Annotated in this window: 24 protein-coding genes; 7 read left to right on the forward strand and 17 right to left on the reverse strand. The window is 62.1% G+C overall.

Translation table 11 applies throughout. The features are described from left to right. Positions 1 to 12 precede the first annotated feature (12 nt). The 4 genes from AUL39_RS05630 (at position 13) to AUL39_RS05645 (ending at position 2,920) form a co-directional block, all read left to right on the forward strand. Positions 13 to 429 (forward strand): GNAT family N-acetyltransferase, encoded by a 417-nt coding sequence (locus tag AUL39_RS05630; protein WP_059054543.1) that lies wholly within the window; start codon positions 13 to 15, stop codon positions 427 to 429. Between the two features lie 547 nt (positions 430 to 976). Then, positions 977 to 1,162 (forward strand): ferredoxin, encoded by a 186-nt coding sequence (locus AUL39_RS05635; RefSeq protein WP_059054545.1) that lies wholly within the window; start codon positions 977 to 979, stop codon positions 1,160 to 1,162. 141 nt (positions 1,163 to 1,303) lie between these two features. Then, a complete protein-coding gene (locus AUL39_RS05640; protein ID WP_059054548.1) occupies positions 1,304 to 1,927 on the forward strand; it encodes a Maf family protein in 624 nt (207 codons plus the stop codon). Between the two features lie 18 nt (positions 1,928 to 1,945). Beyond that, on the forward strand, positions 1,946 to 2,920 hold the full coding sequence (locus AUL39_RS05645; RefSeq protein WP_059054550.1) for a P1 family peptidase: 975 nt from the start codon (positions 1,946 to 1,948) through the stop codon (positions 2,918 to 2,920). A gap of 258 nt (positions 2,921 to 3,178) precedes the next feature. Here the strand turns inward: AUL39_RS05645 and AUL39_RS05650 are convergent, their stop codons facing one another. The 3 genes from AUL39_RS05650 to glf all read right to left on the reverse strand — a co-directional run bounded on the left by AUL39_RS05650 (position 3,179) and on the right by glf (position 7,149). After that, positions 3,179 to 4,204 carry an aliphatic amidase gene (locus AUL39_RS05650; protein WP_059054552.1) on the reverse strand — a complete coding sequence of 342 codons (1,026 nt, stop codon included), beginning with the start codon at positions 4,202 to 4,204 and terminating at the stop codon, positions 3,179 to 3,181. Positions 4,205 to 4,799: 595 nt separating this feature from the next. After that, positions 4,800 to 5,834, reverse strand: a complete 1,035-nt coding sequence (locus AUL39_RS05655) for a glycosyltransferase family 2 protein (protein ID WP_059054554.1) — start codon at positions 5,832 to 5,834, stop codon at positions 4,800 to 4,802. A 112-nt stretch (positions 5,835 to 5,946) separates the two neighbouring features. Beyond that, complete coding sequence (gene glf, locus AUL39_RS05660) at positions 5,947 to 7,149, reverse strand: UDP-galactopyranose mutase (protein WP_059054556.1); 1,203 nt, start codon at positions 7,147 to 7,149, stop codon at positions 5,947 to 5,949. A gap of 145 nt (positions 7,150 to 7,294) precedes the next feature. Here glf and pta point away from each other — a divergent pair, with 145 nt between their 5' ends. Continuing rightward, a complete protein-coding gene (gene pta, locus AUL39_RS05665; protein WP_268873224.1) occupies positions 7,295 to 8,377 on the forward strand; it encodes a phosphate acetyltransferase in 1,083 nt (360 codons plus the stop codon). Between the two features lie 241 nt (positions 8,378 to 8,618). Here pta and AUL39_RS05670 read toward each other — a convergent pair whose 3' ends face one another. From AUL39_RS05670 to pckA, 5 genes are all read right to left on the reverse strand, one after another. Further along, complete coding sequence (locus AUL39_RS05670) at positions 8,619 to 9,716, reverse strand: ABC transporter substrate-binding protein (RefSeq protein ID WP_201783919.1); 1,098 nt, start codon at positions 9,714 to 9,716, stop codon at positions 8,619 to 8,621. 13 nt (positions 9,717 to 9,729) lie between these two features. Next, the gene (locus AUL39_RS05675) at positions 9,730 to 10,668 is read right to left on the reverse strand and encodes an ABC transporter ATP-binding protein (RefSeq protein WP_070807562.1); all 939 of its coding nucleotides are present in this window, start codon (positions 10,666 to 10,668) and stop codon (positions 9,730 to 9,732) included. A gap of 1 nt (position 10,669) precedes the next feature. Further along, the gene (locus tag AUL39_RS05680) at positions 10,670 to 12,307 is read right to left on the reverse strand and encodes an ABC transporter permease (protein WP_059054561.1); all 1,638 of its coding nucleotides are present in this window, start codon (positions 12,305 to 12,307) and stop codon (positions 10,670 to 10,672) included. Beyond that, entirely contained in the window at positions 12,304 to 13,527 is a 1,224-nt protein-coding gene (locus tag AUL39_RS05685) for a glycosyltransferase (RefSeq protein ID WP_059054564.1), read from the reverse strand. Before AUL39_RS05685 ends, AUL39_RS05680 begins: the two co-directional genes overlap by 4 nt. Before the next feature lie 666 nt (positions 13,528 to 14,193). Further along, a complete protein-coding gene (gene pckA, locus AUL39_RS05690) occupies positions 14,194 to 15,795 on the reverse strand; it encodes a phosphoenolpyruvate carboxykinase (ATP) (protein ID WP_059054566.1) in 1,602 nt (533 codons plus the stop codon). Between the two features lie 345 nt (positions 15,796 to 16,140). On the opposite strand from pckA, the gene AUL39_RS05695 reads away from it, so the two are divergent. Beyond that, positions 16,141 to 17,025 carry an aldose 1-epimerase family protein gene (locus AUL39_RS05695; protein ID WP_059054568.1) on the forward strand — a complete coding sequence of 295 codons (885 nt, stop codon included), beginning with the start codon at positions 16,141 to 16,143 and terminating at the stop codon, positions 17,023 to 17,025. Positions 17,026 to 17,129: 104 nt separating this feature from the next. On the opposite strand, the gene AUL39_RS05700 is transcribed toward AUL39_RS05695, so the two are convergent. The 7 genes from AUL39_RS05700 to rnd all read right to left on the reverse strand — a co-directional run bounded on the left by AUL39_RS05700 (position 17,130) and on the right by rnd (position 22,984). Then, a complete protein-coding gene (locus AUL39_RS05700; protein ID WP_059054570.1) occupies positions 17,130 to 18,311 on the reverse strand; it encodes an acetate/propionate family kinase in 1,182 nt (393 codons plus the stop codon). Between the two features lie 128 nt (positions 18,312 to 18,439). Then, on the reverse strand, positions 18,440 to 18,859 hold the full coding sequence (locus AUL39_RS05705; protein ID WP_235810776.1) for a C-GCAxxG-C-C family protein: 420 nt from the start codon (positions 18,857 to 18,859) through the stop codon (positions 18,440 to 18,442). A 1-nt stretch (position 18,860) separates the two neighbouring features. Continuing rightward, a complete protein-coding gene (locus AUL39_RS05710; RefSeq protein WP_059054575.1) occupies positions 18,861 to 19,208 on the reverse strand; it encodes a histidine triad nucleotide-binding protein in 348 nt (115 codons plus the stop codon). A gap of 110 nt (positions 19,209 to 19,318) precedes the next feature. Beyond that, positions 19,319 to 19,600, reverse strand: coding sequence for an exodeoxyribonuclease VII small subunit (xseB, locus tag AUL39_RS05715; protein WP_059054576.1), 282 nt, complete (start codon positions 19,598 to 19,600; stop codon positions 19,319 to 19,321). A gap of 60 nt (positions 19,601 to 19,660) precedes the next feature. Continuing rightward, complete coding sequence (gene xseA / locus AUL39_RS05720) at positions 19,661 to 21,019, reverse strand: exodeoxyribonuclease VII large subunit (protein ID WP_059054578.1); 1,359 nt, start codon at positions 21,017 to 21,019, stop codon at positions 19,661 to 19,663. A 3-nt stretch (positions 21,020 to 21,022) separates the two neighbouring features. Next, the gene (locus tag AUL39_RS05725) at positions 21,023 to 21,718 is read right to left on the reverse strand and encodes a zinc metallopeptidase (RefSeq protein WP_059054580.1); all 696 of its coding nucleotides are present in this window, start codon (positions 21,716 to 21,718) and stop codon (positions 21,023 to 21,025) included. A 135-nt stretch (positions 21,719 to 21,853) separates the two neighbouring features. Beyond that, positions 21,854 to 22,984: a ribonuclease D gene (gene rnd / locus AUL39_RS05730; RefSeq protein ID WP_059054582.1), complete on the reverse strand. Its 1,131-nt coding sequence runs from the start codon at positions 22,982 to 22,984 to the stop codon at positions 21,854 to 21,856. A 133-nt stretch (positions 22,985 to 23,117) separates the two neighbouring features. Between rnd and AUL39_RS05735 the strand changes: the two genes are divergently transcribed. Next, complete coding sequence (locus AUL39_RS05735; RefSeq protein WP_059054584.1) at positions 23,118 to 24,092, forward strand: diacylglycerol/lipid kinase family protein; 975 nt, start codon at positions 23,118 to 23,120, stop codon at positions 24,090 to 24,092. A gap of 9 nt (positions 24,093 to 24,101) precedes the next feature. On the opposite strand, the gene AUL39_RS05740 is transcribed toward AUL39_RS05735, so the two are convergent. Further along, the gene (locus tag AUL39_RS05740; RefSeq protein WP_059054586.1) at positions 24,102 to 25,172 is read right to left on the reverse strand and encodes a Gfo/Idh/MocA family protein; all 1,071 of its coding nucleotides are present in this window, start codon (positions 25,170 to 25,172) and stop codon (positions 24,102 to 24,104) included. Positions 25,173 to 25,286: 114 nt separating this feature from the next. Beyond that, entirely contained in the window at positions 25,287 to 25,913 is a 627-nt protein-coding gene (locus AUL39_RS05745; protein ID WP_059054587.1) for a TetR/AcrR family transcriptional regulator, read from the reverse strand. Between the last annotated feature and the right edge of the window lie 49 nt (positions 25,914 to 25,962).

The following is a 25,962-nucleotide window of genomic DNA, read 5'->3' on the forward strand; positions in this document are numbered from 1 at the left end:
GGAGGATCTGTTTTGGAGATTCGCGCGTATCGCTCGCTTCCACGGGAGGCGGTTCTCGTCCGCACGAAGGTTTTTGTGGAAGAGCAGGGCTTCCAGAACGAGTTTGACGATATCGACGGCTCCGCGCTGCACCTTGTTGCTTTCGAGGATGGCGCGCCAATAGGGACCTGCCGTCTGTTCTCCTCGGATGAGCGCGGGTGCCTTGTGCTTGGAAGGCTTGCGGTGCTCAAGGCCGGCAGGGGTAAGGGCGTAGGCCAGGCGCTTGTGCGCGCGTGCGAGCAGCGCGCGCTGGAGCAGGGCAAGCACCGCATCGAGCTGCTGGCGCAGGTGAGGGCGCAGGGCTTCTACGAGAAGCTTGGCTTTCGGGCGCTCGACGAGAGGTGCGACGACGAGGGTTGCCCCCACGTCTGGATGAGAAAAGGCTTTTAGGGGCGCTGTTGCTGGGGAGCTGTCGCTGGGACGCTGCTGCTTGGGGCGCTGTTGCTGGGACGCTGCGGCTGCCAGAACGTGCCATCCGGTGACGATTGTCGCCGGAAGGCCTCTTTTGGTGCGATTTGCATCACTGGGCGCCCTCCGGAGACAATTTGTCTCCGGAGGAGCGATTTTGATGCGGATTGCAACAAGACGCGCCCTGCGGAGACACCCCAATCGCCGGAGGGCTCGTTGTCACAGCAATCACGTACCGTTCCCGTGGCAATCACGTACAAAGATGCCGCTCCGGCGCCAGATCGTCGCCGGAGCGGGGGTTTCGTTCTTCTCGGCGTCCGAGCCCCTCTCGGCAAGGCCGGCTCCCTTATGCCAAATCCCCCTTCACAGCTAGGAATAAACCGCAGCTCAACGGCCCAATTCTGTGCCTCGCAGCTCTTTTTAGACCGTAGGCAGAATTACGTTGCGCACCGCTCCGGAAACGTGTAAAAAGATTAGGACCTTGGGTAAGGGGCCCAGGGACGAGAAGTTCAAGTGAGAGGAACGCAACATGAAGGCTTCTGTCAACGAGGATTGCATCGGCTGCGGTCTTTGCGAGGGCACCTGCCCCGACGTCTTCAGCATCGGTGACGACGGCGTCGCGCACGCCATCGAGGGCGACGTGCCCGAGGATGCCGAGGATAGCGCCCAGGAGGCGGCTGACAACTGCCCCGTCTCCGCCATCACCGTCGAGTAGCCCAGCACGGCTCATACGGCTCTGGCACAGGCGAGGGGGTCGCGCAAGCGGCCCCCTCGCTTTGTCTCTGCCTGGCATTGGCATCAGCGCGCTCAAGAACGACTATGCTACCAACGAGCAAACCCTAGTGATTGGAAGCACATGTACCTGGCATCGCAATCCCCCAGACGGCGTCAGCTCCTCGAGGCAGCGGGCTTCTCGCTCACCATTGTGCCCGCAGACATAGACGAGACACGCCAAGCGGGCGAGACGCCCACGCATCTGGTGAAGCGACTTGCCTGTCAGAAGGCAGAGGCTACGCGCGCGTCGCTGGGAGGCAGGACTACCGAGAACGTGCTTCTCGCCGCCGACACTATTGTCTGGACCGAGGACGGCGACGTTCTGGGCAAGCCCGCAGACGAGAAGGCCGCCCGCGCTATGCTGCGAGAGCTCTCGGGTCGAGCGCATCACGTATCCACGGGCGTCTGCCTCATGCACCTTGACCCCACAGCAAAGGCGCTTGCAACCCGTTCCTTTGTCGAGACCACGCGCGTCTCGTTCTTTGACCTCACAGACGAGGAGATCTGTGCCTACGTTGCCTCTGGCGAGCCCATGGACAAGGCCGGCGCCTACGGCATCCAGGGTCGCGGCAGGCTGCTTGTGAGTGGCATTGAAGGCGACTGGGCAAACGTTGTAGGGCTGCCGGTTGCCCGCGTGGTGAGAGAACTTGAGGCGCTTCTCGGCAGGCAGGACCTCGTTGCCCACTGCCTGGGCGCGCAGGACTAGCTGACGAGAGGAACAACCATGGCAAGCATCGAGAGCATCACCCAAATCCCTGGAATCTTTGCCGCGCATGCAACCAACGCCGAGGCCGGAACGGGGTGCACGGTCATTGTGTGCCCCAAGGGCGCCACGGGTGGCGTCGACGTTCGTGGTGGGGCCCCGGCAACGCGCGAGACTGACCTTCTCCGCCCTGAGGAGACCGTCCAGACCATCAATGCCGTGGTTCTCTCGGGTGGGTCCGCATACGGCCTTGCAGCGTCCTGTGGCGTCGCAGAGGAGCTCGAGCGCCACGGCATTGGTCTGGACGTGGGAGTTGGCGTAGTGCCCATTGTCTCGGGCGCGTGCGTGTTCGACTTGGCATGTGGAGACCCGCACGTGCGACCCACGGCAGAGGACGGGGCCCAGGCCACGCGCCTGGCACTTGCTGGGAACGGAGAGCCGCTTGCTCGCGGCAACGTGGGTGCAGGAACGGGCTGCACCGTTGGCAAGGTTGGAGGTCCCACGCGCGCCATGAAGAGCGGCCTTGGCGAGGACGTGGAGGGCGTGGGAGCCTTGGTCTGCGGCGCCGTGACCGCCGTGAACGCCTGCGGAGACGTAGTCGACCCCGCAACCGGCGCGGCAATTGCAGGTCTTCGCACCAAGGACGGTGAGGCCCTTGCAAGCACGGAGGACGAGATCCTCTCGCTGGCAGCCCAGATGCCGCTCGAGCGTCGCACCAACACAACCATCTCGTGCGTGGTCACCAACGCGCGCCTCACCAAGCCGCAGGCCACGAAGGTGGCGCAGATGGCGGCAGACGCCTACGCCCACGCCATCAGGCCCACCCACACGACCAACGACGGCGACACCGTCTTTGTGATGGCCACGGGCGAGGTCGAGGCACAGGTGGATGTGGTTGGGGTTCTCGCCACACGCGCCCTCGAGCGGGCGATAGCAGACGGGGCGAGAGGCGCCACCGCAGCGTATGGCCTTCCTGCTGCTCGAGACCTGGCGTAACTCCTGCGGCGACTGGCAAGCGCCGGGCAAGGCCCCTCAATGTGTGGAGTTCCCAGAAGTGGGGCAGCGCCTTGTCCCGAGCATGAAAGGACCGCCGCCGTGAGCATCCTGTCCGTTCCCTGCCATCAGTGCGATGCACCAAAGCTCGAGGAAAAGCTTGCAGAGATTCTGCCAGCACCGGAGAGCTAGCGCAAAGAGCGGGGCTGCCCAGCTGGACAGTCCCGCTCACCATTTTTTCCTCTGCGCTATTCCTTCGTGCTATTCCTCGTGGGGAATGCCGGGAATCGGTGCCCACTTGACGCCCGGAAGCGTCCTGGTCATGCCCTCGACCTCTTTCTGGGTGCCTTCGGGGTCCTCGACCCACTTGCGGTAGAACTCGAACTGGCACTTCGACTCGCCGAAGCGCTCTTCGCCCGAATTGATTGTGCCCGTATAGCCGCGGTGCAAGAGCTTGTAGAGATGGTTCTGAGACTGCCAGTTAGCACGGGCATCGCGAATGGCAGACACCGAGAGCTGTGCATACTGGTAGCTGTAGTCCTCTGCACCGGTCATGCCAAGGATGTGCCCATCAAAGCCGCAGATCGAGCTGTGGCCGAAGTAGGAATAGACCCCATCGAAGCCCGATGCATTGGCAACTGCCGCATAGACATTGTTGCACCATGCCATGACGGGGACGACATTGACCTCTTCCTGATTCGCCGGATACATGTAGCCCTGGCAGCGGATAACAAGCTCGGCCCCGCACATCGCGCAGTCTCGCCAAATCTCAGGATAGTTGCCGTCATCACAGATGATGAGGGAAATCTTGAGGCCCTTGGGGCCCTCGCTCACATAGGTGGAGTCTCCCGGATACCAGCCCTCGATTGGCGTCCAGGGAATCATCTTGCGGTACTTCTGGACAATCTCCCCCTTGTCATTGATCAGAATCAAGGTGTTGTAGGGGACCTTCTTCGGATGCTCTTCGTGGCGCTCGCCTGTCAGGGAGAAGACGCCCCAGACATGGTTCTCTATGCAGGCCTTCTTGAAGATCGCGACCTCAGGACCATCCACTGTGGTCGCATTCGCCATCATCTCGTCGAAATCGTACATGATCCCATGCGTGGAGTACTCGGGAAAGACCACGAGGTCGAGTCCGGGAAGCCCGGTCTTGAGCCCCTTGATATAAGAAGCGATATGCTCGCAGTTCTCGAGGATACCCGCCTGGTCATGAAGACGCGGCATCTTCCAGTTCACAACCGCAACGCCTACACAGTCCGCGCTTGAAGAGATGTCCCCGTGGTTCATAGCATGCCCCTTTCACATCAGCTTCCAGCTCATCCCTCAACTGGCTGAGCTCATTCTCGGAAGACGCAGTTATAGACAGGAGACACGGTCAATCATGGTTGCGTCTTCTCTTCTGGCAGGTTTCAGAAGGCATTGCGGCTCGACAGCACCGGACCTGCCCATTGCGGACTAGCTACCTGGCTCTTTTGAAGTTCAGCGGCCAATTGTCGACTCTAGTCGAAAGCCAGACAGCAGCAGCCGGCAGCCTGCGCTCTGGTCCACAGCCTCAGTGCCGACTCGTATAGTCTCCCAGATGCCGCCAAGGTAAGCTCGGCCTAAGGCGAGGGCTCAGAGCCCATAGTCAGGTCGTTCTCGCCCCTCGCGGAGAACAGCTCCATTTCTTAAAAGCAGTCTGCATTTGCCCTGTTGGCGTGTAGTCGTTTTAAGAAAAAGAGCTGTTCTCCGAAAAGGAAGGACCCCGAGCCAAGACCCGAAGCCTGACGCGCCAAGGGAATACGCATGCGCGGGGCCCTGTTTGCTTCAGGAGTTCTTCGCGAAGCGTAACTCCAGAAGCAAACAGGGCCCCAAGCCCCCGTACGTCTCCCCTTGCGCGTCCCTAGTTGAATTTCACGTGCTTCTGGGCCACGCGATAGCCCCAGAGCGTGATGTCCTTGCCCACGAGGCCAGGCAGGTTGGTCGCGATGCCCACAACGCCATGACGCGCACGACGATACATCTTGGGATCGTAGGCTTTGAGGTCATCCCAGAGCTTCTGCAGCTGCTCCTCGGCATCGGGCCTATCGGACTTCTTCGAGAAGACCGAGCAGATGGCCATGATGATGGTGAAGTAGCTCATCATGTACTCGCGTAGCTTGCGCGGCTGGACGTCGTCGTAGAGGTGATAGGCCTCCCACATCACGCGAGCAACGCGCCAGTAGTGGTCAACGCGACTCGTGAGTACGGCGTCGTTCACGGACTGGTCCTCGCGCCCAATGAAGTAGCGATAGAGGTCCACATCAAGGTAGTAGAGGTTGTGGCACCTGGGGAACGGCACGTAGGCGTAGATGTTGTCCACGTAGAACGTGTGGGCCGGCATCTGTAGGTTGGCCGCGCGCAGCGTCTTGGTGCGGTACGTGAGCGCGTGCATGAGAAGATACTGCGTCTTCTTGAAGTGACCAATCTCTCCCCAGGTAAAGACGCGTCCCACCGGCAGCACGTGGCGATAGTCGACCACGTTCTGCGTGCCATCCTCCACGTGCTCGTAGACGTAGTTGGTAATCACGAGGTCGACGTTGTCGCCAAGCTCGTCAAAGCGGCGGAGCGTGGTGAGAAGGCGCTGGAGTGCCTCTGCGTCAAACCAGTCGTCGGAGTCGATGTTCTTGAAGTACGCGCCCTGGGCTGCACCCACAGCAGCCATCACGGCCTTGCCGTGTCCGCCGTTCTCCTGGTGCACCGCGCGGATGATGTTAGGGTAGCGCTTTGCCCAGTCGTCAGCCTTCTGGGGGGTGTCATCCTTGGTGGAGCCATCGTCCACAATCACAATCTCGACGTCCTCGGCATAGCCGGACCCCTCGAGGATGGAAGTGATGCACTTGTCCATGTAGGCCGCCGCGTTATAGCACGGGATGCCAAAGGTGATGGTCTTCTCCATGTGAGTTTGTCCTTGGTCGAGGGAGCGTGGCTGTGGTTGGCACGACAGACCAAACGGTCTTAAAGCGCGCGAGAAAAATGGGGCGGAGCGCTGTGCCCCGCTCCGAAGCGTGCTACTTGTGCACCTGAATGAGCTCGTCCGACAGGTTGAGCGCCGAGGCAACCACACCATCCATGTCGTAGTAGCGGTACTCCGCAAGGCGGCCAACACAGTGGAAGTTGAGAATGCCGGCAACACGCTCGCGGTAGCGGCGGTAGAGCTCGAGGTTGTCATCCTCCAGGATGGCATAGTACGGTGTCTGGCCGCTCTCGGGCACGTATGCCTTGGAGTACTCGCGCATGATGGTCGTGCGCCCAGGCGCCACCTGGCCGGTCATGTTCTTGAACTCGGTGATGCGCGTGAAGTCCTCGGAGGTGGTGTAGTTGACGGTGCCCACGGGCTGGAACTGGTCGATGGGGAGCGTCTCGAACTGCATGTCGAGCGTGCGGTACGGCAGCGCGCCCAAGTCAAGCCCAAAGAGCTCGTCAAGGGGACCGGAGTAGACAATCTCTCCGCCGTAGGGACGCCCGCAGATGAGGACATTCGAGGTGCTCACCTTAAGGATGTCACGCACGTCTACGCCGAGAAACACGGAAATCAGATCGTGGTTGAGCATGTTCTCAAAGAGCTTCGTGTAACCCTCGGCGGGCATGCCCTGGTACTTTGCCGTGGGGAAGTAGCGGTCGTCGTCACCAACAAAGACGGGCACGCGGCCAGTGATCGACGGGTCAATCTGGTCGGGAGTTTTGCCCCACTGCTTCATGGTGTAGTGGAGAAAGACGTTCTCATAGACGTAGTCGGCGACCTCGGAGAGCTCGGGGTCGTTCTTCTCGCGCAGCTCCATGATGGGGACCTTCTTGTTCTCACCGAAGGTCGCCACGAGCTTCTGGTAGAGCGCCTCTCCCCTCTCGTCACCAAACGCGAGCTTGAGCGAGGTGTGGTTGAAGGGAACCGGCATGAGCGTGCCGTGAATGTTGGCTAGGACCTTGTGCTGGTAGCCCGTCCACTCGGTGAAACGCGAGAGGTACTGGTTCACGCGGTCGTTCATGGTGTGGTAGATGTGCGGGCCGTACTTGTGCACCAGGATGCCGGCATCATCAACGTAGTCGTAGGCGTTTCCGCCAATGTGGTCGCGTCGCTCGATGACGGCAACCTTCATGCCGCACGCCTCTGCAAGGCGGCGGGCGCAGACCGCACCCGCGTAGCCCGCGCCCACGATGATGGCATCATATGCATCTGGGTTGAAGCCGGCAGGCAGTCCGTTTGCGATTCCCATGAAAGTCCTTCCCAAGCGCCCCGTGGGGCCCCGATACCTCGGACCGCGAAGCGCGGCCAAAAAGAATCGAGTGTGTGCGCAGGGCGCAACGCATCTCGATCTGGCTGTTGATTTTAACACTCGCTCCTATAATGGGTAACGACCCATGCGGCTGGCCGGGCACGGTCTCACAATCTACAGGCCAAGGCCCGCGAACGGACCGCACAAGGGGTGTAAGCGGCACACCACAAGACAAGAGGGAGCAGCATCGATGAGTGAGTTTCTTGACCGCATGAAGACCGCCGCCAAGGCCGACAGGAAGAAGATCGTCCTTCCCGAGGGCGAGGATCCGCGCACCATTGCGGCCGCCCGCCAGATTGTGGACGAAGGCATCGCCGACCTTGTCATCCTTGGCGACCCTGCCAAGATCGACGTCCCCGGCGTCACCGTGATCGACCCGCGCACTGCTGAGAGGCACGACGAGTACGCTGCCGCCTTCGCCGAGCTGCGCAAGAAGAAGGGCGTCACGCTGCCCGAGGCCATGGAGCAGATGAACGACGCCACCTACTTTGGCACCATGATGGTCAAGATGGGCGACGCTGACGGCCTGGTCTCCGGCGCCTGCCACTCGACCGCCAACACGCTGCGACCCGCGCTCCAGATCCTGAAGACCGCCCCCGGAACCAAGCTCGTCTCGGCGTTCTTTATTATGTGCACCGACAAGGCAGAGTACGGCGAGAACGGCACGCTGCTCTTTGCTGACTGCGGCCTCAACATCAACCCCACGGCCGACGAGCTCTCCGAGATTGCCATCGCCTCCGCGGGCTCTTGGAAGAAGTACATGAGCTCCGAGCCCAAGGTCGCCATGCTCTCCTTCTCCACCATGGGCTCCGCCAAGGGCGACGTGCCCACCAAGGTCCAGGAGGCAACCGCCCTTGCGCACGAGAAGGCCCCCGAGCTCGCCGTCGACGGCGACCTGCAGCTTGACGCCGCCCTGGTGCCGAGCGTGGCCGAGCTCAAGGCTCCCGGTTCCACCGTTGCCGGTCACGCCAACGTGCTCGTGTTCCCCGACCTCGAGGCCGGAAACATCGGCTACAAGCTGGTCCAGCGCTTCGCCGGCGCCGAAGCCTACGGCCCGGTGCTCCAGGGCATCGCGAAGCCTGTCAACGACCTCTCGCGTGGCTGCTCCGCCGAGGACATCGTGGGCGTTGTTGCCATCACCGCCGTCCAGGCGCAGATGGCCGAGTAGGACATGTCTGTCGCTCGCCTAAAGAGCGCATAACCCTGCGGTTTTCTCGCCTAAAACCTCCCCCGCCCCTTCCGACCGTTCACCCTCACAGGTCAGAAGGGGCGGGGGCGCTCTTCATCTTGGTAGCTACACGGCCGGTGCGCCATCCACGAGCTTTCAGTGCCCTACGGTCTCGTCGCTCGTTTTATGGGGCGCAAAAGCGCACCGCGGGAACTGCCGGGAAGTCTGCCAAGGCAAAGGCCTACTTGCTGGAGACGACCTCCTTGCCGCTTGTGACCTCATCCCACCTGGCGAGCGTCGCATCGCGGTCGGACCCAAACCTGCTTAGATCCTCAGTCATGAGCTGCGATGGGTCAAAGTCAAGCTCGAGGCCGTCGATCGTAGGCAGCGCAAGCAGTATCGTTGACTTCTTGTCGATGTCAGCCAGAGCCCGGAGGTTCTCGTCAGACGAGAAGAACCACTGGATGAAGAGCTTGGCGTCCTCGGTGTCGTCCGCGTTGGCAAAGGCCGCAACCCCATCAGGAATGTAGGGCATGCCCTCCTCGGGGTAGACGATCTCGAGCGTACCGTCGGCCAGAATGTCATCGAGCGTATTGTCGATGTAGGTGATGCCAACAGCCGCCTCGCCTGCAGCCACGCGCGTGGAGGGGTCGCTGCCGCGCTTGGTGTAATACGGGATGTTCTCGTTAAGGGCCGTGAGGTACTCCCAGCCCTTGTCCTCTCCCATGGTCTGGAGGATGGCAGCAACGGCCGCGTAGTTCGTGCCCGAGACCGCAGGCGAGGACATCATGATCTCGCCCTTGTAGTCGGAACTCGCAAGGTCCGCCCAAGACGCTGGCTTCTCGGCGCCAATCTCGTCAAGGATGTCATTGTTCACGATGAAGCCGACGATGGTGGCACCCTTGGAGAACCAGTAGTTGTCCTCAGACTTGAAGCCTTCGGCAAACTCGGAGGCACGGTCGAAATCGACCCTCTCGAGAAGGCCGGAGTCAGCCGCACTCATGAACGAGTCGATTCCGCCTCCAAACCAGAGGTCCGCCGCTGGCTTGCCCCCCTCGGCCTTGAGCTTGGAGAGAACCTCACCCGAAGACATCGAGATGTACTCGACGGGAGCACCCACCTCGGAGGTGAACTTATCAAAGAGCGCCTTGTAGCTCTCGCTCGTGCAGAGGACCTTGAGCGTCTTCCCCGAGGTGGACGTAAGCCCCTCGGTTGACGTGTCGGCCTTGTCCGGCTCGGCGGACCCTCCCCCGTTGCCCTGAGAACAGCCCGCAAGGCCAAGGAGGCTCGCCGCCCCGGCAATGCGAATGAATCCCCTTCTCGAAACGATGTTACTCACCTTGTCTCCCTCTCTATACGTCGATGGTCTGGTCTATGACAAAAGGCACTGTCGCACCCCTTGCGTAGCGTTGGTTTGCAGGAGCGCGAACGTACACGCGCGATTCCCCCACAAGCAGCTCATAGCGCCAATAGCCGCCAAGGTAGGTGGCATCCCCGACGACGCCCAGGACCCCGCCTTCCTTGCCAAGGGTCACCGCCTCGTCTCGGAAGAATCGCGTTCCGCCTGGCACGTCAAGTTCGTTTACGTGGCCGAGAAACCTTGCGCAGTAAAGGTCGGCGGGATGGTCGTATGCCTCGCGCGGGGTAGCCACTTGGAGGATCTTGCCATTGCGCATGATCGCCAACCTGTCCGCGAAGGACATGGCCTCCTCACGATCGTGTGTGACGAAGACCATCGTCACGCCGAACCGACGCTGGATTTGGCGTACCTCCTCGCGCATTCGGATGCGGAGGTTGGCGTCGAGGTTGCTAAACGGCTCGTCGAGAAGAAGCACCTTGGGCCCCAGAACGAGTGCCCTCGCAAGCGCGACACGCTGTTGTTGGCCACCCGATATGTCCTGGACACGGCTGGACGCGCATTCGGAAAGCCCTACGGCCTCGAGCATCTCCATCGCCCGTTGCTTGGCCTCGGCGCGCGTTGCGCCAGAAAAACGCACGCCATAGCCAACGTTTTCCACCACGCTCATGTGGGGGAAGAGCGCGTAGGACTGAAACACCGTTGCCGTTGGACGAATTTCGGGCGACATTCCGGTCACGTCCTGCCCATCGATGACCACCCTGCCGCCATCCGGAGCGAGAAACCCCCCAACCAGGCGGAGCGTCGTTGTCTTCCCGCAGCCGGATGCCCCGAGAAGGCACATGACTTCGCCCTTCTCGACGCTGAGGCAAAGGTCATCGATGACCTCGTGACTCCCAAAGGACTTGGAGAGGTGGGAAAGCTCAAGAAACATGCTAGCTCCTACGCTTGACGAGAAGGCGTCCGAAGGCCGCGCACACAAGGGACGTGATGGCCACCAGCGCGAGCGAGATCATGGCGGCTTCGCCGTACTTTCCGCCGGAGAGGGCATCGAACAGCTCGAATATCGCCGTCTTGTGGCCAGGAACTATGAGGAAGAGGACGGCTGCATAGGCCATCATTGAGCCCGTGAAGCCGTTGATGAGGCTCACGCCAAAGGCCGAGCGAAGGTTGGGGGCGAGGACGCCCCAAAGAACCGAGGTATCTGGTGCGCCCAGGTCCTTCGCCGCCATGTCAAGCTCGGGGGGCACCTGGGCAAGGGCGGCCGTGAAGGCCCTCGTTGAGATGGCGATCTCCTTGGCGGTAAGGACAGCAACGATGATCGTGGACGTTCCCACAAGCTCAAGCGGCGGACGGTTGAATGCAAGGATGTAGCCCAAGCCAAGGCAGATGCCTGGGATCGTATAGGGAAGCGAAGTCAGGAAGTCGAGCAGAAAGCTTCCGGCAACACGGCGCCTGTGCACGAAGTAGGCGGCGAGAAGCCCGATCAACGTTGATGCGCCAGCGCTAAGCAGGGCATAGAGGATGCTTCGGCCGATTGCGTCGACGTTGTACTCCATGAGGTGAGTGAGGTTGTCCAAGGTGAGCGGCGCAGACCACCCCATGCCCTTGGTGAACGCGGCATGGACTATCGTCGCGTAGACGGCCACGATGGCAGACGAGAATGCCGCCGTCACAACGTGGGCGAAGACCCCGAGCGCGCCCCGAAGTCTGAAGCCCGCCTCGTCGTCGGCCGGCCGGACGGACGCCCCCAAGGACTTAGACGCCACATCGAGGGTCGACCCAAGCCGACGGTATGCGATGAAGGCGACAAAGGAGGCAGCAAAGAGCACGAGGTTCAGCACGGCCGCCGCACCAAGGTCAGAGTAGCCAACGACGCGCACGTAAATCTGGGTAGAGATGGTCTCGAACTTGCCACCGATGACCACGGGCGTGGCGTAGTCGGCAATCGAGCGCACGAACGTGAGCAGCAGGCACACCGCGACGCCCGGCCTCAGGAGCGGAAGGATGATGTCCGCGAACACGCGACGCATGGGCGCGCCAAGGTCAAGCGCAGCGCTCACGGCGCTCTTGTCAACGCGTTCGAGCACGCTGTCAAGCAGGATGACGTTGATGCCGGTGAAGAAGAGCGCCTCCATGAAGACTATGCCCTGCCAGCCATACGGGCTCACGGAAAGGCCAAGGAGCCCGTGTGTCACGAGCCCCCTTCGGCCAAAGAGCTCGATGTAGGCAAGAGACGCCACAAAAGGAGGAGAGGCCAGGCTCAGCGTGACAAGCCCCGTCACCAAGCTCGCCCAGCCTCGCCGGCCAAACGTAACGACAAGGGCGACTGCCAGCGCAATGGCACACGAGAGAAGGCTTACCAGCACGGCAACGAAGACGCTGTTGAGTATGGCCCCAGAGTTCTGGGTAAGAACCTCGAGCATGTTGGGCGCAGAGCCGGAAAAGGGCAGTGCCTGCCAGACAAACGACCCTATGGGCCAGACAACGAACACGGCGCAAAAGGCGGCAAGGACAAAAAGAAGGGCAAAGTCCAGGGCACTTCCGCACCTACGGCGAATAGTGCTTCTCACGCTATGTCTGCCTCCCTCAGGCACATGAGCATGCGCGAGACGACCTTGTCCCATGACGCATGGGTCACGTCAAAGCTTGGCTGCGGCGTCACCAATGAGTGGACGATGGCATCCGCGAGACGCCTCTCGAACGCCGGCAGACTGCCTGGGTCTGGCGTATCCACATCGAGCATGGCAGGAGGCTCAACCCATTGGATGGGGTTTCCGGGGAGAACGTCCCCCATACCCTCCCTCACACCGGGAAGCGCCGTCATGACGACCTTGTCGCCGCAGGCCAAGGCCTCGATACCCACAAGGGGCAGCCCCTCGTAGAAAGAGGGCAGCACAAATACGTCGCTCGAACGATAGATTCTCACAAGCTCCTCAGTGGGGACGCGACCCGCCATTCTCACCGGCCAGGCAGTGGCAGCCCCAACCTTCGCAGCTATGCGACGGTAGTCCTGGGAGGCGGGGTCATGGCCGCCTACCAGCACGAGCTCCAGGCTCCTCCCGCCGATTGCGGCTGGGGAGATGAGGTCCATCGCAGAGAGGAGCGATTCCACGCCCTTCTTAAAGCTGACCTTGCCCACGAAGCAAATCCTGCCAGCCTGCCGGGGGACGCGCGGACCTTCCTGGTTGAAGACGCAGGAATTGTAGCCCGTTCCTGTCACATGGACTCGCAAGGGATCAATCCCGTAGACGCGCACGACCTCCTCGGCTTGAGCGCGATGGAGGCAGAACACCGCATCCGCGCACCGCATGGCAGAGATGATGCGTGGACGCTCGAGGTCGTGGGTCGCCATCTGCCTAAGGTCGGTCGAATGGCATATCACGGCAACGGGGATTCCCTTGATTTGCTCGCGCACAATTGAGGAAAGTAGATACAGGTGATGGCAGAGCACGACATCGGGGGCAAAATCCGCAAGGGCGCGCTCGAGTGCAGCAAGGAACGCGGCCTCGAACCGTGTTTCCATGGCAGGGGTGAGGTCGCGGTAGCGCGTGGCGGAATAGGGCATCTCATCTGACATGCCGCACACATGGAACGGCAGCTCCGGGGTCATAAACCGCACGGGAAACACGGCCGTCTGCCCCGGTAGCGCAGACGTTTGGTCGCCATCGTCAATGCCGCAGATCACGGCCGTCTCGTAGCCCAGCTCAACCTGCGAGGCCACGGTCTGCGCGAGGAAGGTGCCACTGCCTGTGCCATCCGGCTTCTGAGCGCTGACATTGAGGATTCTCAAGGATGGTACCTTCCAAAACCACGAAATGCCCTGGCCGTGAGGGCATCTAACATACTTACTTTATGTAAGCCTAACAAATTATTAGTCGTTATACAAGCTTGAGGATAACCCCTATTCGAAAGCGCCCAGGCACAAGCGATTGAACAGCAGGTGAGGATTCGTGGCTGCGGACTTCACCCAATAGCGGACAGCGTCCTAATTGCACTCATTCTGGGAAAGAGCATGTCCTGGGGCACCGAAGTGCCACCGCTATCTGCCGAAATGCCCCTCGGACGAGAGCATGACACCGAAAGGTGGGTCCCGACGTCTTTCCCCGCAAGACGCGCCCATCGGCGCAAAAGATGGAGCCGGAGCGAGGTACTTGTCCGCCATTGCCCTTCTCGTCCGATACACATTCGTGAACGAATCTGTGACGCGCCCAGGTCGATACACATTCGGGTGACGAATGTGTATCGACCTCCCAACCCTCCCCTGGGATGGGATTCGTTTACCGGGCAACGGGATTCCATTTCCGGATGGCAATAGCCCGCGCTGTCGTAATTGCGTGCATGAAATGCCCTCCGGCGTCGAACTGGCGCAGGAGGGCACTCTTCGGAGCAATTTTTTCACGAGGAAGGGCAATCAGGCGTCAGTGCAGAGACGTCAGGGCGTAAAGGCGAGACCCCCTTACTTCCCCAGCGGCCGCGGGCCGGCAGCACGGACCTCGGGGGTCATCGACTGCAGTCGCTTCTCGGCATTCTCGACGAACATCTGCGCGAGCTTCTCGGCAGTGGCGTCGTAGGCGTCCTTGTCGGCCCAGGTGCTGCGCGGGTTGAGCAGCTCGTCGGGCACGCCGGGGCAGCTCGTGGGCACATCGAGGTTGAAGCGCTCGTCATGCACAAACTCGGAGTCGTCGATGATGCCAGACTGAGCGGCTTCAACCATCTTGCGCGTGTACTTGAGCTTGATGCGACTGCCGGTGCCGTAAGAGCCGCCGGACCAACCGGTGTTAATGAGGTAGACGCGCGTGCCGTTGTGCTCGATCTTCTCGCCAAGCATCTTGGCGTAGACCATGGGGTCAAGCGGCATGAACGGCTCGCCAAAGAGCGAGGAGAACGTGGGCGTGGGCTCCTTGATGCCGCGCTCGGTACCGGCGACTTTGGAGGTGAAGCCGGTCATGAAGTGGTACATGGCGGCATTCTCGTCCAGCTTGGAGATGGGGGGCAATACGCCGAAGGCATCGGCAGTGAGGAAGATTACTACGTCGGGCGTACGCTTGGCGCGGCCCTTGACCACGGCGTTGTCGATGAACTCGACCGGGTAGGCAACGCGGCCGTTCTCGGTGAGGGAATCATCATCGTAGTCGGCGATGCGGCTGTTGGGGTCAAGCACCACGTTCTCGCAAAGGGCACCAAAGCGGATGGCGTGCCAGATCTGGGGCTCGGTCTCCTCGGAGATGCGGATGGTCTTGGCGTAGCAGCCACCCTCGATGTTGAAGACGGAGTCCTTTGCCCAGCCGTGCTCGTCGTCGCCAATGAGCAGGCGCCCCTCTGCGGCAGAGAGCGTGGTCTTGCCGGTGCCGGAGAGGCCAAAGAAGACCGTGGTGCCGTGCGACTGCGGGTTCATGTTACAGGAGCAGTGCATGGTGAGCACGTTCTCCTCAACGGGGAGCAGGTAGTTCATAACCGAGAAGATAGACTTCTTGATCTCGCCGGAGTACTGGGTGCCAGCGATGAGAACCACGCGCTCCTTGAAGTTGATGATGACCGCGGCCTCGGAGTGGGTGTGGTGCACGGCCGGATCAAGCTTGAGTCCGGGGCACGCCATAACCACGAAGTCGGCGCGGCCGTAGTTGGCAAGCTCCTCCTCGGTGGGGCGCACGAGCATCTGGTGCGCAAAGAGCGCCTGGCTGGCGAGCTCAGTCAGGACCAGGATCTTGCGAGAGTAGCGCCTGTCTGCACCAGCGATGCCGTGGACCATGAAGATGCGACGCTCGGAGAGGTACGAGATGACCTCATCGTGAACGAGCTGGTAGTCCTCCTCGGAGAAGGGTACGTTAACGTTACCCCAGGCAATCTTGTCGTGGACGTCGGGGGTGTCCACGATGAAGCGGTCCTTTGGCGAGCGACCCGTGTACTTGCCCGTGGTGACCGCAAGCGCGCCCGTGCTGGTGAGAATGCCCTCCCCGCGCGAGACGGCCTTCTCGATCAGGCGAGCGGGCGACGGGTCTATCGCCGTCCTGTCATCGGTGTGGTGAATCCCATACTGCTCAAGTTCCTCAACTACCATGCAGACCTCCTAGGTGCAGCTTACGTGCGCCGAACAAAGACAAGCATGCGAGCGGTGGCGCAAAACGGGCGCTCACCGTGTGGGATTGGCAGGAGCCCGGAAGTTAGCTCCGGGAACCGCGCCCCGAGGGTTGATTCTACCCGTACCTTTGGTGGAGTGACTATTTGTTAACAATCGCGGCACCTTGTCGAATCCTTGATGAACTTCTGCCCCTTCTGGCCGGATATGTCGAAATGATCCCGTCAGGGGGTGGGCGCTGTCCGATTTTGGGAATAGACAGAGCAGGCACCTGAGGTGCTCCGGCCAGGCACCCGCCTGGGACGCAAGCGACGTTTGGGGGAAGAGATGTCGACCACGACCACAATACGCAAGGGCGCACTCGAGGCCTCGATAGACTCACAGGGCGCGCAGCTCATGAGCCTCAAGCTCAGTGGCAATGAATACCTCTGGCAGGGAGACGAGAAGTTCTGGCCGAGAAGGGCACCCATCCTCTTCCCCATCGTGGGTTGCCTGCGCAACAACTTCGCCAAGAGCGCCGCAGGCGAGGTTCACCTTGGCCGCCACGGACTGGCAAGAAACTACGAACACCGCATTGTCGAGAAGACCGAAGACTCCGTGACCTTCGAGCTTGAGAGCACGCCCGAGACCATGAGCGCATTCCCCTATGCCTTCCGTCTCAACATGACCTACACGGTCGATGGCGAGCGCATGCTCCAGCGCTTCACCGTCACCAACACTGGTGACGAAATCATGCCCTTCACGCTTGGTGGCCACCCAGCGTTCAACGTGCCCGCACCAGACGCCAACGGCGAGTCGTTCGATGACTACGAGCTGCGCTTCACACGTCCCTGGACGGCCGTCTCCCCCGCCATCGACGCCGATGGGCTCTGCGACTTTGACCGACCGTTCACGCTCTTCGAGGACGCGGACACGCTGTCCCTCTCGCACGAGCTATTCGACAAGTACCTCACCCTCACGTTCCAGGACGTTCCCGGCCGTACGGTCACGCTCTTGGGTACTAAGAGCGGCCACGGCGTCGAGCTTGACTTCGATGACTTCCCCTACCTTGGGGTGTGGTCGGCGCCCGGCGCGCCCTTCGTTGCCATCGAGCCCTGGCGCGGCGTTGCCACCTGCCACGACGAGTCGGACATCTTCGAGGAGAAGCGCGGCATGGAGTCGCTCGACCTGGGCGAGAAGGTCTCCTACGAGTTCTCGGTATCGCCGTTCTAGGAGCGTGCACGCCCCTGCACGTCGCCGCAACCAGTAGCAAAAAGAAGTCCGCCTGGGAACCGGTCCCAGGCGGACTTCTCGTTACGCCAATGCGTTGAACAGCGCTACTTGGAGAGCAGCTCCTCGACGTCGAGGGCAATCATGTACTCCTCGTTGGTGGGGACGACGAGCACCTTCACCTTGGAGTCCGGCGTGGAGATGACGCGCGGCTCGTCGGAGCGGACCTCGTTGGCTTTCTCGTCGATCTTGACGCCCAGCCACTCGAGCTCCTTGGCCACACCCAGACGCATCTCGGCGGAGTTCTCGCCAATGCCCGCGGAGAAGGCCATGGTGTCAAAGCCGTGCATGGACTGAGCCATCTCGGCGATGAGCTGAGAGGTGCGGTAATAGAACATGTCAAGTGCCATCTGGCAGTTCTTGTCTCCCTTCTCGGCACCCGCCTCGATATCGCGGGAGTCAGAGGAGACGCCGGAGAGCGCGAGCAGACCGGACTGCTTGTTCATCATGGTGTCGACCTCGTCGATGGTGTAGCCGCCCTCACGCACCAGGTAGCAGACGGTGGCCGGGTCAATGGTGCCGCAACGAGTGCCCATGATGAGACCGTCGAGCGGCGTGAGGCCCATGGTGGTGTCCATGTCGTGCCCATCCTGGATGGCGGCAAGAGAGGCGCCGGAGCCAAGGTGGCAGGAGACGAGCTTGTGAACGTCACCGTTGAGGAACTGGCTGGTGGTGCGCCAGATGTAGCGGTGAGAAGTGCCATGCGCGCCGTACTTGCGGATATGCAGCTTGTCCACGACGTCGCGCGGGAGGGCGTAGCGCCATGCCTTCTCGGGGATGTTGTAGTGGAACGAGGTGTCGGCCACGATCACGTTGCCGATGGAGGGGAACATCTCGCGGCAGATCTGGATGACGTCCGCCTCGGCGTAGTTGTGCAGCGGCGCAAGCGGCGCGACCTCTCGGACCCAGCCCAGGGTCTCGTCGGTCACGACCTTCGACTCGGGGAAGTACCAGCCGCCCTGAACGACGCGGTGGCCAATGCCCTCGATCTTTGCGGTGTCAAAGCCTGCCTCGTCAAGTATCTGGAAGACGTACTTCACGGCAGTCTTGTGGTCGGGCAGGGCCACCTCGAGCTTCTTCTTCTCGCCGCCGCGCTCCTCGTGGCCAACAAATGACCCATCGATGCCGATGCGCTCGCAGTTGCCCTTTGCGTAGACCTCGCGAGTCTTGGTGTCGAGCAACTGGTACTTAAGAGACGAGCTGCCGGCGTTGATGACAAGAACGTTCATGAATCTCCTCTCGAAGGGTGCGATGCCCCAAATGCACACGCAACAAGGGCCATGATAGCGCCGCGCGGGCTCGTTGCCACCCAAATGGCAGCGAACCCGCGCGGAAGGCGCAGAAAACCCTGTGACGTTTAGGCGACTTTGCCCGAGAAGAGCGTCTTCTCAACCAGGTCGCAGGCTATCTCGATGCAGCGCGGGCAGGGGGTGAGAACAACACCCGTCTCGCGGCCCTTGAGGTCATGGCACGCCGTGGCACCGGCCTCACGCCCGAACTCCGCCACCATCTGGCGGGAGAGCGCGTAAGTCGAACCCTTGCTCGTGGGGTGTGCGAGGTCACCCGTGCTGTTGACAAGGCCAGCCAGCATGCAAGCGCCTGACAGCGCGCCGCAGGTGCCCTCCATGCCTCCCATGCCAAGTCCCAAGCCCTCGCACGCCCTGAAGAGCGTGGTCTCGTCCATGCCTACCAGGTCTGCATAGGTGCAGACGACGGCCTGCGCGCAGTTGTAGCCCCGGGCGTGACGCTCGGCGGCAAGCTCGCTTCTGGGCTCCACGCTACTTCCCCTCCCCTGCGGTGGGATCGAGCTTCCGGCCGCCAAGCACATGGACGTGCAGGTGGTGCACGGACTGGCCGCCGTCGTCGCCGGTATTGGTGATGCAGCGGAAACCGGTCTTGTCAATGCCCGTCTGCTCCGCGACGACCTTCACCGCGTGCGCAATGGCGGCAAGCGTCTCGGCGGGAACGTTGTCGGTGATGTTCTCGTAGTGCTTCTTGGGAACCACGAGCACGTGAGTGGGCGTGAGCGGGTTGATATCGGGGAAGGCGACCACAAGATCATCCTCGTACAGGAAGTTGGTGGGAATCTCGCCGTTCGCGATCTTGCAGAAGAGGCAGTCTGGCATTTCTTACTCCTTATCTCGTCCCATGTGTGCGGGATTTTCCTCCCCGGCAATGGAATCCCGTTGCCGGGCAATGGGATTCCATTGCCCGGCAACTCAATCCCGCCGCGGAGCTAGTCGTCCAGGTAGGCCGTGGAGGGCGCCGCAGTGGTATCGGTAACGGGGGCGTCCTCGTCGGTGGCGTCGAGAAGCACGCGCACCTTCTGCTCTGCATTGGCAAGGCGCTCGCGCAGGCTCTTCAGGAGCTCCACGCCCCTGCTGTAGCGCTCGAGCGACTCCTCGAGCTCAAGGTCGCCCGCCTCGAGCGAGCGCACGATCTGCTCGAGCTCGACGGAGGCCTCCTTGAAGCTGAGGTCCTCCACCTTCCTCGTGTCCTTGGTGGCGTCATCTGCCATCTTTGTCTCCCTTCCTCGCGGCAAAGCCGCGTGTTCGCGTTGAACGTGTGACAAGTTGTCCTACGACGCGGCCTGGCCCACACTGGTCACCGTTGCCCCAAGCTCCCCCTCGCCAAGGAGAACGGAAATCTCTTCACCCACTTCCACCTGGGACGCGTTGGAAAGCACGTGCCCCTCGGCGTCTTGGGCAAGGGCGTAGCCGCGGCCCAAGACCTTGAGCGGCGAGAGCGCGTCGAGCGTTGCCGCATGCCGCGCCACGGACGTCTGGTACGGGCGCAAGAGACCCCTGCCCGCCACGGACAGACGGTGCGCGTCACTCTCGACGCGCTCGCAGGATCGCGCGAGCGACTTGGGGATTGCGGCATGCAGCCTCTCCTCGGTGAGGTCAAGCGTACGGGCGCGGTCCTCCAACGTGGCCATGGGGTCGGTGAGGCAGCGCCGTGACGCAAGAGAGTCCACATATACCGACAGACGAGAGAGGCTCGCCTCCATGGAACGCGCAGCCCTCTCGCCAAGGGCGTCCATAGCGTTCGCGTTAGCCTGCAACGATGCTGCCATGGCGTTGCCCAGACGAACGCCGCGCTGGTTGATGAGGGTCTCAATCTCATTCATGGCAGGTGCCACAGACTCTGCCGCTGCCGTGGGCGTAGAGCAGCGCCTGTCCGATACCATGTCGCAGATCGACGTGTCCGGCTCGTGGCCAATGCCCGTGATCACGGGCACGGGACAGGCGGCGACGGCGCGGGCAAGCTGCTCGTCATTGAAGCACATGAGGTCCTCGAAGGAGCCACCACCGCGCACGAGCAGGATTGCGTCTGGCTTCGACGCCGCGGCGACCTCAAGCGCGCGGATGATGGTTGCCGGGGCATGCTTGCCCTGCACGGCACAGCCCACCGCGTCTATCTGCACGAGCGGGTTCCTTCTCCGCAGCGTGCGCTTGACGTCCTCAATCACGCTGCCGGAAAGCGATGTGACAACGCAGACACGCGAGCAGAAGGCTGGGATGCGCCTCTTGCGCGCCGGGTCCATGAGGCCCTCGCGCTCGAGCTTGCGCGCAAGCTCGGCAACCTGCTGGCGGAGAAGCCCCTCCCCCGCCACCGTGATGTGCTTGGCGACAAACGAGAGCTTGCCCGTGTTCTGGTAGACGTCGAAGGCGCCTGTCATCTGAATCTGGAGGCCGTCGCGCAGCTGCGTGCCAGAGGTCTCGACAAAGTCACGGTAAACACCGCGCCACGCGATGGTCGACATGGCCGCCGTGGCATCCTTGACCTCGAAGTAGCAGTGTCCGGAGCGGGCGTTTGGCCCGCGGAAGCCGCTCACCTCGCCCATGACCACCAGGGTGGGAATCTGCGCCACCTGGCCCTTGGCCACCTGAACCGCCTCGGTCACCGAGAGCGGCTCCTCCTTGGTGCCCGCCATGGGCTAATCCCTCCTATCGGTGCGGCCCATGAGGTAGAGCAGCTGCACCACCGAGACGAGCGCCGCGGCGACGTATGTAAGCGCGGCCGCCGTGAGCACCTCCTTGGCGCCCTGGCGGTCTATGCCCTGGCCGTGCGTCTCGAGGAACTGGACGGCGCGCCTGGAGGCGTTTATCTCTACCGGGAGCGTGACAAGCTGGAAGATGACCGAGAAGGCAAAGAGCGCAATAGCGATGCGCACGAGGCCGACGGCGTTCATGAAGACGCCGGCGAGAAACACGAGCATCCACACGTTCTGCGAGAAGTTGACCACCGGCACGAGTGCCGTACGCACGCGCATGGGGGCATAGTCCTTGGCGCGCTGCACGGCATGACCCGCCTCGTGGCAGGCCACGGCAACGGAGGCAACGGAGCCGCCACGCATGTTCTCCTCGGAGAGGTGCAGGTTGTTGTCACGTGGGTCGTAGTAATCCGTGAGGTGCCCGGCAACCGAGGTGATCCCCACGCTCGATGCGCCACCCTCGTTGAGCATCTGGCGCGCAACGTCTGCGCCGGTGCCGTCAAAAGATGCGTCGACCTTGGACCAGCGCTCGTACTTACGCTTGATGTAGGACTGGGTGATTAGACCCAAGAAGAGGGAGAGGATCACGATGCCGTAGTAGGCAAAGTCGATACCGTACCCGTAGTAGTAATAGCCCATATAGGAAGCTCCAATCGTTGGGGGCCGTGGGGCATATGTACCCAAGGCCGTCCGGCACCAACGATGATACAAAAGCCGCGCGACACAAATAGCATGCGCAAGAAAGGCCTGATGCCGGTTCCTCTCGTCCCCGCCCTAGATGACCTCGATGCGGCCGTCGCGCACCGTGAGGCCCACAGAACCTTCGAGCAGGCTCTCGAGCTGCTTGCCGGCCAGCTCGTGTCGCCAACCGGTCGCAAGACGCGACTTAGAGCGGTCCTGCGCGAACTCCACAAGGTCATCCCTGGTGGCTATGAGCTGCGTTGCGATGCCGGACTTCTCGGAGACAATCCTCACCAGCGCAACCATGAGGTCCACCACGCTCTCCACCTCGGCGGAGGGGTGCGCATGGCGCTCCGGCTGTGGGCAGGCAGAGCCGGGGACTTCCTCCCCTGCGTGGACGGCGTCGAGAAGGTCGCGCACGTCCCTCTCGCTAAGCTGGTCGGTGCCGCGAATCTTGCGCAGCCGGTCGCGGCTGCGCGGCGCCCTCTTGCAGACCTCAACCACCACCTCGTCCGAGAGAACCCACTTGCGGGGAACGTCGTGGTTTGCCGCCGTCTGCTCGCGCCACGCGCAGACCTCGCGCGCGATGGCAAGCTGCCGGCGCGTGAGGGAGCTCGAGCGCTTGAGTCTGAGATAGGCCTCTCGAGGGTCCCTGTGCATGTGGGAAGGGTCGGTCACCTCCGCCATCTCGGGCTGGACCCAGGCCAGACGGTCCTTCTCGACGAGCTGCTCCATCATGCGGTCGTAGATGGCAGGCAGATAGCGCACGTCATCCTCGGCGTAGGTGAGCTGCTCTGGGTCGAGCGGGCGGCGCGACCAATCCGTGAGGGACTCTGCCTTGGGAAGCCTCACGCCTGCGTAGGCCTCAACCAGCGAAGCGTAGCTCACCTGCTGGCGCATGCCCAGAAACGCGGCAGCGACCTGCGTGTCGAAGACCGAAGCGCAGGTCACGCCCATGCCGTCGAGAATGACCTCGAGGTCCTGCCCACAGGCGTGGAAGACCTTAGTGACCCGCTCGTCTGCAAAGATGTGCGCCAAGGGCGAGAGGTCCTCGATCAGGATGGGATCGATAGCACCAATCTCTGTGGGCGTACCAACCTGCACGAGGCAGAGCTTGGGATAGTAGGTCCTCTCGCGGAGGAACTCCGTGTCCACGGCAATGACGGGCTCGTTGCCAATTCGCTCGCAGAAGGCACTCAGTTCATCGCTTGTGGATATGTACACTCGACTCTCCCAGCTCAAAGGTGTTAGCCAAAGGCCCCAGCGTTGGGCTACCATGTGCATGTGGCCCGGCGGGGGGCCGGCGCCCGGAACATGATACATGCTATCCCTTGTTGGGGGACCGGGGAGGACCATCATGCGCAGCGTCATCATTCACAACCCCATGTCGGGGTTTGGCTCGGATGCCATATTCGAGTTCGAGCGGGCCCTCGTCCACGCTGGCGACGAGTGCACGTTCCGCGCGCTCGCACCGGACTTCGTTGCCGAGGAGGCTGTGGCAGACGCCGAAGACTTTGACGTCTGCGTGCTCTCCGGTGGTGACGGCTCCGTGACGGGGCTGCTCTACGCCTTGCGCAACCGCAACGTGCCCGTCTGCGTGTTTCCCTCGGGCACGGCGAACCTGCTCTTCGCAAACATTGGCAACGCGCCCGAGCCGGCGGCGCTGGCCCGGGCGTGCCGCGTTGGCCACACTGCCTGCATCGACCTCGGAGAGATCTCCTGGGAAGACGAGCAGGGCACCCAGCACGTGAAGGGCTTTGGGCTCATGTCTGGCACAGGCTTTGACGCCCAGCTCATGGAGGCGGCACTGCCCAACAAGGCCGCCATGGGACAGGCCGCCTACTTCGCCGCGGCATTCGCCAACCCACGGCCCACTGTCGAGGAGTTCACCATCATCGTGGACGGCCAGGAGTACCACCGTCGCGGTATCTCCTGCATGGTGGCAGACAATGCCATGATCCAGGGTGACATTCAGATTGTGCCTGACTGCCGCATGGACGACGGGCTTCTCGACGTTATTGTCATCGAGACGCAGGACGCAGCCCAGGTGCTGCGTCCTCTCTTCTCAGGCATTGTTGACAAGACGGGCAAGTCGATAGGCCGTCCGCACCTTGAAGCCTTCCGCGGCCATGAGATCACGGTGCGCACCGAGGAACCCGTACCGCTCGAGATTGACGGTGACGTGGTGAGCTCAGACGTCACCGAGTATCACGCCAAGGTACTTCCAGGGGCGTGCAGCATTGTGGTCGACAGCATGAGCTCGTACCAGCCAAACTCGGACGCACCCGCCCGCTTTGCAGATGCTGACGAGATTGCGTTCCCCAAGGAGTAGCGCCCGCGCCTAGCCCTCGTCATCTGCCGGGAAGCGGACACCCGCCTGCGCGCGAACCTTGTCCATCACCTCGAGCGACGCCAGCGTGACGTCTGCCCACATATTCGCGTGCTCAATCGCCACGGCATCGCCGCTTGCCGCCTCGCAGAAGTCCGCCAGCTCGCAGACCATGTCGTTCTCGGGGTTCTCAACTCGCACCGTGCGCTCGGTGCCGCCCACGGTCCCCCATGTCATTCCACGGTCAACGTGCTCGACTACGCGGAGGTCATGCGGCTTGGTGATGTCTTGGTAGATGAGCGTGGCGCGCTCGCCTTCCACCTGGCAGGGTGCCAGGTCATCCGAGACCTTGCCAAACGAGAGCGTCACGACCTTGTCGCCATACCCAAGGAGAATGGCACCGGCAAGGTCCACCTTGCGGTACGGGGAATCGGCAGGCTCGCCAGGCACCTCGGTGAGCACCAGCGAAGCATTCACCGAAGTTGGGCGCTCGAAGAGTGCTATAGCGGGTTCCACGCAGTAGACGCCAATGTCCATGAGGCTGCCGCCGGAGAGTCGAGGGTCAAAGACATTGAGGCGCTCGCCCGCCCTTAGGCGCGAAATGCGCGACGTGACCTTTGCGAAGCCCATCTGGGCGAGACGCACTTCGCCAAGCTGCGGCAATGTCTCCACGACGGCGCGAAAGCCCGGCGTGTGGATCGAGCGCATGGCCTCCATGGCAACAACGCCCTGCTCGGAAGCCGCGTCGAACACGCGCTTGGCCTCGCGAGCATTGGAGGCGAAGGTCTTCTCGACAAGCACGTGCTTGCCGGCACGCACCAAGGCAAGCGCCTGAGGTGCGTGAACTGCATTAGGGGAGCTGATGTAGACGGCATCGACGTCGGGGCAGGCGCACAGCTCATCGAGAGAATCGAAGGCAAGCTCTCCCCCATGCTCGTGCGCAAATGCACGGGCACGCGAGATGTCGCGCGAGTAGGCCCCCGCGTAGGAGGCACCCTCAAAGCCGGCAAGCGCATCGAGAAAGCGTTGGGCTATCCCGCTTGTGCCAATGGTTGCGATGCGTACCTTCTGCCCCTGGGTCATGGGACGCCCCTTTCGCCTGCCACCGCTCGGCGCGATCGCACCGCACAAGACAGCGCGACACGCATCTGATACAAGAGATTCTAGAGCAGAGAAGGCCGGGCGTTGGCGGAGGAGCTATGCGCAGTTAGTATCTCCGGTTGGAGTCATAGCCATAGAGCGCACGGCACCCAGGCACGAGCGCACCGACTGTATGACAGTCTGCGAAAGCTCATCCTCACTCATAGAACGCTCTCCAAATAGCCAACTTGCCAACAGCGAAACGATGCCACCAGAGGCAAAGTCGACGGCGCATGAAACTCGAGACGAGAGGGATGTGGAGAGCTGCGAGGATACGGCCGAGAGTCCGCCCAGGTGCCCGGAGAGCTCGCGCCTGAGACGCTCGGAGAGAAGCGTGCGGGCAGGCGTACGGGCGAGCGCGCCAAACGCCGTGGCACCGTCGGAAGCCAGGCCCTTGAGCTGGGAAAGCACCTTCGAGAGCCCGGCAGGGGTGCTCACGTCGCCGGACTTGAAGATGCCCGAGACCTCGCTCACAGCATCGTTCTCTATCTCCTGAAGAACAGCGCGCACGCTTGGGTAGTGAGCATAGAAGGTCTTCTTGTTGATGAGAGCACGCTCGGCAACGTCCTTTGCGGTGATGTCCTGTGTGGGCTTCTCGGAGAGCAGCGAAACCACGGCGGCTCGTATGGCTGCCTGCGAGCGCTTTACGCGAAGGTCGATGTGTACCGTGGGCTGGGTGCCCATCTCACTCACTCCTCAAGAACGACGTGATGTTTACCATGCCCGTCATTTA

It is taken from the genome of Tractidigestivibacter scatoligenes (assembly GCF_001494635.1).
GTDB classification, from domain to species: domain Bacteria; phylum Actinomycetota; class Coriobacteriia; order Coriobacteriales; family Atopobiaceae; genus Tractidigestivibacter; species Tractidigestivibacter scatoligenes.

Bases quoted from the DNA above. Each gene is read 5' to 3' on its own strand.
- AUL39_RS05635 (WP_059054545.1), top strand. From the start codon at position 977: ATGAAGGCTTCTGTCAACGAGGATTGCATCGGCTGCGGTCTTTGCGAG.
- AUL39_RS05640 (WP_059054548.1), top strand. From the start codon at position 1,304: ATGTACCTGGCATCGCAATCCCCCAGACGGCGTCAGCTCCTCGAGGCA.
- AUL39_RS05645 (WP_059054550.1), top strand. From the start codon at position 1,946: ATGGCAAGCATCGAGAGCATCACCCAAATCCCTGGAATCTTTGCCGCG.
- AUL39_RS05650 (WP_059054552.1), bottom strand. From the start codon at position 4,204: ATGAACCACGGGGACATCTCTTCAAGCGCGGACTGTGTAGGCGTTGCG.
- AUL39_RS05655 (WP_059054554.1), bottom strand. From the start codon at position 5,834: ATGGAGAAGACCATCACCTTTGGCATCCCGTGCTATAACGCGGCGGCC.
- glf (WP_059054556.1), bottom strand. From the start codon at position 7,149: ATGGGAATCGCAAACGGACTGCCTGCCGGCTTCAACCCAGATGCATAT.
- pta (WP_268873224.1), top strand. From the start codon at position 7,295: ATGCGGCTGGCCGGGCACGGTCTCACAATCTACAGGCCAAGGCCCGCG.
- AUL39_RS05675 (WP_070807562.1), bottom strand. From the start codon at position 10,668: ATGTTTCTTGAGCTTTCCCACCTCTCCAAGTCCTTTGGGAGTCACGAG.
- pckA (WP_059054566.1), bottom strand. From the start codon at position 15,795: ATGGTAGTTGAGGAACTTGAGCAGTATGGGATTCACCACACCGATGAC.
- AUL39_RS05695 (WP_059054568.1), top strand. From the start codon at position 16,141: ATGTCGACCACGACCACAATACGCAAGGGCGCACTCGAGGCCTCGATA.
- AUL39_RS05700 (WP_059054570.1), bottom strand. From the start codon at position 18,311: ATGAACGTTCTTGTCATCAACGCCGGCAGCTCGTCTCTTAAGTACCAG.
- AUL39_RS05710 (WP_059054575.1), bottom strand. From the start codon at position 19,208: ATGCCAGACTGCCTCTTCTGCAAGATCGCGAACGGCGAGATTCCCACC.
- xseB (WP_059054576.1), bottom strand. From the start codon at position 19,600: ATGGCAGATGACGCCACCAAGGACACGAGGAAGGTGGAGGACCTCAGC.
- xseA (WP_059054578.1), bottom strand. From the start codon at position 21,019: ATGGCGGGCACCAAGGAGGAGCCGCTCTCGGTGACCGAGGCGGTTCAG.
- AUL39_RS05725 (WP_059054580.1), bottom strand. From the start codon at position 21,718: ATGGGCTATTACTACTACGGGTACGGTATCGACTTTGCCTACTACGGC.
- AUL39_RS05735 (WP_059054584.1), top strand. From the start codon at position 23,118: ATGCGCAGCGTCATCATTCACAACCCCATGTCGGGGTTTGGCTCGGAT.
- AUL39_RS05740 (WP_059054586.1), bottom strand. From the start codon at position 25,172: ATGACCCAGGGGCAGAAGGTACGCATCGCAACCATTGGCACAAGCGGG.
- AUL39_RS05745 (WP_059054587.1), bottom strand. From the start codon at position 25,913: ATGGGCACCCAGCCCACGGTACACATCGACCTTCGCGTAAAGCGCTCG.